Here is a 5,592-nt window from a genome sequence, read left to right on the forward strand (position 1 = left end):
TTCTCATCGTCGAGAAGGGTGAGAGGCTTTCGTCATTGATGTTTCCTCTCGATAGCTATTGTGCCACGTTCAGCTCCATTTTGCAAACGGTTGCCGCACGTGTTCCTCTGGGCATTTCTTGAGATTATCAGCCTTCACGCTCTCGGCTGAAGCCTATTGCTGGGTACTGCTGACTACTCTGTGCAAACGTTCCCCGCTTGTTTTCTTTTTGTTAATGGTGTGGATATGAAAAAGAGGGGAGTGAGACAACCCTACCAACCCTGGCAGGCTCTCAACTCCCCTCAACAAAGTTTAATGCGGCAGCGTGCTACTCTCCCACACCCTCTCGAGTGCAGTACCATCGCCGTGCCCGGGCTTAGCTTCCAGGTTCGGAATGGAGGCTGGGCGTCTCCCCGGGGCTATGACCACCGCAAAATCATATTCAACTATCACAACATTTTCCTTATCTTACAGGTTGACTGTAAGAAAACCGGACAGTGGACACGACTACGCTACAGGTTCGATACATGGATACAGGTGAACGTTCATTCCCATGTCATCCCAACGTTTTGCAGACTGACAGAAAAGAGTTGTATTGCCCTTCAGCGGTTAGTACGGGTCAGCTCCACCCCTCACAGGGCTTCCACATCCCGCCTATCAAGCACATCATCTCTATGCCGCTTCCCGAACATTGAAGTTCACGGAACCCTCATCTTGGAGAACGCTTCCCGCTTAGATGCTTTCAGCGGTTATCGTATCCGGACTTAGCCAACCGGCAGCGCCCTTGGCAGGACGACCGGCACACCAGAGATCCGTCCACCCCGGTCCTCTCGTACTAGGGGCAGGCCTCCTCAAGGCTCCAACGCGCGCAGAGGATAGAGACCAAACTGTCTCACGACGTTCTAAACCCAGCTCGCGTGCCGCTTTAATCGGCGAACGGCCGAACCCTTGGGACCTGCTCCAGCCCCAGGATGCGACGAGCCGACATCGAGGTGCCAAACCATCCCGTCGATATGGACTCTTGGGGATGATCAGCCTGTTATCCCCGGGGTACCTTTTATCCGTTGAGCGATGCCGCGTCCGTACGCCGGCACCGGATCACTAGCTCCGACTTTCGTCCCTGCTCGAGCCGCCGCTCTCACAGTCAAGCTCCCTTGTGCGCTTGCACTCAACACCCGCTTGCCAAACGGGCTGAGGGAACCCTTGGGCGCCTCCGTTACTCTTTAGGAGGCAACCGCCCCAGTTAAACTACCCGCCAGGCACTGTCCCTGAAAGGGAAACCTCTCAAGGTTAGACGTCCGATATCAGCAGAGCGGTATTTCACATTACGACTCAACCATAACTAGCGTCATAGCATCACAGTCTCCCGCCTATGCTACACAACTCACACCGAACGACAATGCCAAGGTATAGTAAAGGTCCCGGGGTCTTTTCGTCCTTCTGCGCGTAACGAGCATCTTTACTCGTACTGCAATTTCGCCGAGCTCCTGGTCGAGACAGTGGGGAAGTCGTTACGCCATTCGTGCAGGTCGGAACTTACCCGACAAGGAATTTCGCTACCTTAGGATGGTTATAGTTACCACCGCCGTTTACCGGGGCTTAACTTCACCGCTTCGCCAAAGCTAACGGGTCCGCTTAACCTTCCGGCACCGGGCAGGCGTCAGTGCGTATACAGCGGTTTACACCTTCGCACGCACCTGTGTTTTTAGTAAACAGTCGCTACCCCCTGGCCTGTGCCCCCAACAACAACTCACAACGCACGGTTGATCACCATCATTGGGCTCCCTTATACCGAAGGTACGGGAGTAATTTGCCGAGTTCCTTGACCAGGATTCTCTCGATCGCTTTAGTATTCTCTACCTGACCACCAGTGTCGGTTTAGGGTACGGGCGGAACAATCCCTCACACCGCATGCTTTTCTCGGCAGCACGGAATCACCGAATATCAAGCTACAAGGCTCCCATCATCACGCCTCACCTACACGCCCCGCGTACTTCACTACGAGACAGGCCACACGCTTAACCACGGAAAACCACCTCCGCAGTCGGCTATCCCCCTGCGTCACAGCTGTGCTATCCTACTGCAGCCACGCCACCCAGCATCACCACCCCAACACACCCCGAAAGGCATATCAGAGAAAAGCAACACCAAGCACGCCAACCGTCTCGGACCTGACGGTATTGAACCGGTGGGAGAATATCAACTCCCTCATCCATTCGACTGCGCCTGTCGGCCTCGCCTTAGGACCCGACTCACCCGGGGACGACGAACGTAGCCCCGGAACCCTTAGTCATCCAGCGGCGGGGATTCCCACCCCGCTCTCGCTACTCATGCCTGCATTCTCACTTCCATAGCATCCACCCCAGGTCACCCCTCGGCTTCAACCACCATGGAACGCTCTCCTACCCAACGCTAAAAAACGTTGCCGCGCCTTCGGAGGTGTGCTTGAGCCCCGCTACATTCTCGGCGCGGAGCCACTAGACCAGTGAGCTGTTACGCACTCTTTCAAGGATGGCTGCTTCTGAGCCAACCTCCTGGCTGTCAATGCGACTCCACATCCTTTCCCACTTAGCACACGCTTCGGGTCCTTAGACGTCGATCTGGGCTGTTTCCCTTTAGACAACGGAGCTTATCCCCCGCAGTCTCACTGCCTGACTGAACCCCATGGTATTCGGAGTTTGGCTGGCCTTGGTACCCGCAACGGGCCCGCAGCCATCCAGTAGCTCTACCCCCACAGGGAAACATCAAACGCTGCACCTAAATGCATTTCGGAGAGAACCAGCTATCACGGAACTTGATTGGCCTTTCACCCCTAACCACAGTTCATCCCCCCGGTTTTCAACCCAGGTGGGTACGGGCCTCCACGCAGTCTTACCCACGCTTCACCCTGACCACGGCTAGATCGTCCCGCTTCGGGTCCAGAGCACACGACTAAACGCCCTATTCAGACTCGCTTTCGCTACGCCTCCCCAACAAAAGTTAAGCTCGCCATGTACCACTGACTCGCAGGCTCATTTTTCAATAGGCACGCCGTCACACTCACAAAAGAGTGCCCCGACGGATTGCAGGCGCCCGGTTTCAGGAACTCTTTCACTCCCCTCCCGGGGTGCTTTTCACCTTTCCCTCACGGTACTAGTACACTATCGGTCACGCAGACGTATTCAGGCTTACCCCACGGTCAGGGCAGATTCACACGGAATTCCACGAGTCCCGCGCTACTCGGGTATCATCATCGGCAGGCATAGTGTCTACAAGTACGGGACCATCACCCTCTACGGTCCGGTATCCAACCCGGTTCCTCTCACACTACACTTTCTCAACTACCGCTCGCCACTGCGGTGACAAGACAAACAACCCCACAACACCATGCACACAACCCCCGCAGAGTATCACATGCACACGGTTTAGCCTCATCCAGTTTCGCTCGCCACTACTCCCGGAATATCTTCTCCTGTAGGTACTGAGATGTTTCACTTCCCTACGTTCCCCCCAGCAAACACTGGTGTGAGGAAATAACTCCCCACGGGTTACCCCATTCGGAAATCCTGGGATCACAGTCCTGTCGGCGACTCCCCCAGGCCTATCGCGGCCCCACACGTCCTTCATCGGCGCTGCGTACCAAGGCATCCACCAAACGCCCTCCAACAGGCAAAACAAACAAAAACCTGTCAGACATTCAACAAAACCCTGGACAACATGATCAACACAAACGATCACACAAAAAATCCAAAACGAACCAGACTCACCAAACAGTGAGCCCAGCGAAAAAACAAACAACAACAACCAAACGATTGCCATTAATTTGCTCGCGTCCACTCTCCAGTTCTCAAACAACCAACCACAACCACCAACAACCCCACCCAACAAGATGAAACCATCAATGGAAAGGAAAACCCTCCTGCCAACTAGCGGCAAGAGAGCCCGAAAGCGCCAAAAGCACCACAAGTCTTCCTGAACATTCCACACCAAAACCCACACCACAAGTGCAGGCGTCAACAAACAGGTCTCATGTCCACCAAACAGCAGACACAAACTCCATAGAAAGGAGGTGATCCAGCCGCACCTTCCGGTACGGCTACCTTGTTACGACTTAGTCCCAATCGCTAGCCCCACCTTAGGCCGCTCCCCCCAAAAGGATGAGCCACGGACTTCGGGTGTTGCCAACTTTCATGACTTGACGGGCGGTGTGTACAAGGCCCGGGAACGCATTCACCGCGGCGTTGCTGATCCGCGATTACTAGCGACTCCACCTTCACGGAGCCGAGTTGCAGGCTCCGATCCGAACTGAGACCGGCTTTAAGGGATCCGCTCCGCGTCACCGCATCGCATCCCGCTGTGCCGGCCATTGTAGCATGCGTGTAGCCCTGGGCGTAAGGGGCATGATGACCTGACGTCATCCCCACCCTCCTCCGGGTTAACCCCGGCGGTCCCCCGTGAGTGCCCGCCATAACGCGCTGGCAACACAGGGCGAGGGTTGCGCTCGTTGCGGGACTTGACCCAACATCTCACGACACGAGCTGACGACGGCCATGCACCACCTGTGAGGACGCCCCGAAGGGAAACCACATCTCTGCAGTCATCGTCCACATGTCAAGCCCAGGTAAGGTTCTTCGCGTTGCATCGAATTAAACCGCATGCTCCGCCGCTTGTGCGGGCCCCCGTCAATTTCTTTGAGTTTTAGCCTTGCGGCCGTACTCCCCAGGCGGGACGCTTAACGCGTTAGCTCCGACACGGAACCCGTGGAATGGGCCCCACATCCAGCGTCCACCGTTTACAGCGTGGACTACCAGGGTATCTAATCCTGTTCGCTCCCCACGCTTTCGCTCCTCAGCGTCAGTCACGGCCCAGAGAACTGCCTTCGCCATTGGTGTTCTTCCCGATATCTACACATTCCGCCGTTACACCGGGAATTCCATTCTCCCCTACCGCACTCTAGCCCGCCCGTATCCAGCGCAGACCCGCAGTTAAGCCACGGGCTTTCACACCAGACGCGACAGGCCGCCTACGAGCCCTTTACGCCCAATAATTCCGGACAGCGCTTGGACCCTACGTATTACCGCGGCTGCTGGCACGTAGTTAGCCGGTCCTTATTCGATAAGTACACTCACTCTCGCTTGCTCCTTACCAAAAGCGGTTCACAACCCGAAGGCCTCCATCCCGCACGCGGCGTCGCTGCGTCAGGGTTCCCCCCATTGCGCAATATTCCCCACTGCTGCCTCCCGTAGGAGTCTGGGCCGTATCTCAGTCCCAATGTGGCCGGTCGCCCTCTCAGGCCGGCTACCCGTCGAAGCCTTGGTAGGCCATTACCCCACCAACAAGCTGATAGGACGCGACCCCATCCCATACCGCCGAAGCTTTCCCACCACACCATGCAGCATGATGGAGCATCGGGCATTACCACCCGTTTCCAGGAGCTATTCCCGTGTACAGGGCAGGTCGGTCACGCATTACTCACCCGTTCGCCACTCTCACCCAATAGCAAGCTATCAGGATCCCGTTCGACTTGCATGTGTTAAGCACGCCGCCAGCGCTCGTCCTGAGCCAGAATCGAACTCTCCACAAAAAAATCATGAAAAGCCAGAAACAAACGGTAACAGGAGTGCCATCAATAGA

The 5,592-nt window shown here is 56.0% G+C and carries 3 rRNA genes; all 3 read right to left on the reverse strand.

Annotated features, from left to right (window positions below):
• Positions 1–294 precede the first annotated feature (294 nt).
• Positions 295–412: ribosomal RNA gene (rrf, locus tag AEAE_RS06625) — 5S ribosomal RNA — on the reverse strand.
• A gap of 156 nt (positions 413–568) precedes the next feature.
• Positions 569–3,635: ribosomal RNA gene (locus AEAE_RS06630) — 23S ribosomal RNA — on the reverse strand.
• 385 nt (positions 3,636–4,020) lie between these two features.
• Positions 4,021–5,542, reverse strand: a 16S ribosomal RNA gene (locus AEAE_RS06635).
• The 16S, 23S and 5S rRNA genes sit together here, the layout of an rRNA operon.
• Between the last annotated feature and the right edge of the window lie 50 nt (positions 5,543–5,592).

Origin of the sequence: Aeriscardovia aeriphila (genome assembly GCF_002259595.1) — a bacterium.
Lineage (GTDB): Bacteria > Actinomycetota > Actinomycetes > Actinomycetales > Bifidobacteriaceae > Aeriscardovia > Aeriscardovia aeriphila.